3 protein-coding genes are annotated in these 2,047 nt (G+C 55.3%); all 3 read right to left on the bottom strand.

Translation table 11 applies throughout. From position 1 onward, the window contains the following. Positions 1 to 600: transporter substrate-binding domain-containing protein (locus RTY00_RS24160; protein WP_312666659.1), on the bottom strand; the 600-nt coding region annotated here is incomplete at its 3' end. Positions 601 to 862: 262 nt separating this feature from the next. Beyond that, positions 863 to 1,714, bottom strand: a complete 852-nt coding sequence (locus tag RTY00_RS24155) for a MurR/RpiR family transcriptional regulator (RefSeq protein WP_312666658.1) — start codon at positions 1,712 to 1,714, stop codon at positions 863 to 865. 130 nt (positions 1,715 to 1,844) lie between these two features. After that, positions 1,845 to 2,047 (bottom strand): amino acid--tRNA ligase-related protein (locus RTY00_RS24150; RefSeq protein WP_312666657.1); only part of this gene is annotated, 203 nt, incomplete at its 5' end.

The raw sequence follows: 2,047 nt of genomic DNA, 5'->3' as shown, positions 1-2,047 counted from the left end.
GTCGTCATAAACGAAGTCGGCACGTTTAGTCATCAAGGTGCTGACGGTTTGATCCAGTGAATCGACGTTAATGATGGTGATCGGTTTTTTACCCTCTTTCTTCAACTGCTCGTTGAAGCCCTTCAGCAGTTGCTCTGGCACGCTGGCGGTTTTCACCGCGCCGCGCAGACCCGACAAGCTTTCCGGACTCAGGGTTTTGCCGCTGAAGGTTTTCGCCTCGGCTTCACGCACCAGCACGCCATTGACGGTTTTGCTGTATGGCACGGTGAACAGCACCTTTTTCGCGCGTTCCGCCGTGACGTTAAGGGATGAACCTTCAGCATTGAAGGAGCCCGAAATCAAGCCCGGCAGAATGCCGCTGAAGGCGGTTTTCTGAAACTCCAACTTCACACCGAGATCGTTGGCGAAGGATTGCATAATCGCCACGCTGTAACCGGTGATCTCACCTTTGTCATCGGTGTATTCGTAGGGAGGAAAGGTTGGATCGATACCGACGGTGATTTTGCCGCTGCTTTTGATGTCGGCCAGCGTGTCGGCTTGCGCCTGCGCTAAGGTGCCTACGGAGAGAAGTGCGGCAATCAGCAGTGCTGTTTTTTTCATTATGGTGTTTCCCTGGTGTTGGTGAAATGTCTTTTTCTACTGAGCATATTTTGTGCCAGTTTTTTCACCGCTACGCAGGTCAACCCGCGACAAACTAGTCTTTAGTCAATAAAATCAATTGGAAACATTTGTTTCTTGTTTATTGTTTTTAATTTCCATTATTTCACATGGCGCAAAATGGGGATGGCTGATTTAGCGAGGCCTGGATAAAATTGCACCGTTTTGGTGATTTTTCTGGCGCAGGGTGCGCCAGCACGGCGCATTATTCGAGTTCGTCGAGGGATTGGTGCAGTGCTTCGATCTGCGCGAGATGATCGTTGCTGGCTTTGCCCATTTGTCGGGCCACCAGTGAACAGAGCAGATTACACACGCCGGAGAGCGCGGCGGTGCTATCGAAGATCAGACTGCTGTCGGTGTGACAGCGGATTACCCACTGCGCATGGCGCGCCGGTTTGCCGGAGAGCACGTCGGCGATATACAGCATCGGCACGTTGCGCTCGGCGAGTGCGTTCATTGCCGCTTCCAGCGCGGGCATACGCCGACGCAAACCGACGCAGATCACCACATCATCAGCGGTCAGAGCCGCCATATGTTCCGCTAGCGAATCGCCGGGACGCGGCAGCAGACGCACGTCGGAGTGAATATGGATCAGGTCGCGATAGATCAGATGCGCGATGGTTTGACTGTGGCGCCAACCCATTACCACCACGCGTCGCGCCTGGCTGATGGCGGTGACCGCCTGCTGCAGCTGTTCGCTGTCCAGCGTGCGATAGCTGTTAACCAGGTTGGCGATCTCTTTTTCCAGATGCTGCTGCATGATGCTGGCCAGCGGCGACGCGCTGGGTGCTGGTTGCAGGTAGAGCGGTGATCCGCTGCTCTGCATTTCACGCGCCTGGCGACGTGCGGCTTCATAACTTTCGTAGCCGAGATGGCGGAAGAACCGCGTGGTGGTGGCTTTGGATACGCCCGCGCTGTGCGCCAGTTCGGTGGCGGTGTTCATGGCTAACTGGCCCGGTGCGGCGAGTAGCACATCGGCAAGTCGCTGCTCGTGGCTGGAGAGTTGATCCCAGTGCTGACGAATCCGGCCCTCTAACGTTGCCGCTTTTGCACTCATGGTGATTCCCTGAAAATGAAAAAAACCATCCTGCACAGAGCGTGCCGGGTTGTCATCAGGAATTTTGTTTTGGGGGGCGGGAATAAAAAAGGTCGCCATGAATGGCGACCCTACAAGATGCCGGAGAGGATTACTTACCGCTCGGGCGCAGTGCCGGGAACAGGATCACATCGCGGATGGTGTGGCTGTTGGTGAACAACATCACCATACGGTCGATACCAATGCCCAAACCTGCGGTTGGCGGCAGGCCGTGCTCCAGTGCGGTGACGTAGTCTTCATCGTAGAACATCGCTTCGTCATCGCCAGACTCTTTCGCGTTCACCTGCTGCAGGA

Source organism: Pantoea sp. CTOTU49201 (assembly GCF_032054795.1).
GTDB lineage: Bacteria > Pseudomonadota > Gammaproteobacteria > Enterobacterales > Enterobacteriaceae > Pantoea > Pantoea symbiotica.
The sequence above is the reverse complement of the archived record's forward strand: the minus strand, read 5'-3'. Positions and strand labels throughout refer to the sequence as shown.

Bases quoted from the DNA above. Each gene is read 5' to 3' on its own strand.
- RTY00_RS24155 (WP_312666658.1), bottom strand. From the start codon at position 1,714: ATGAGTGCAAAAGCGGCAACGTTAGAGGGCCGGATTCGTCAGCACTGG.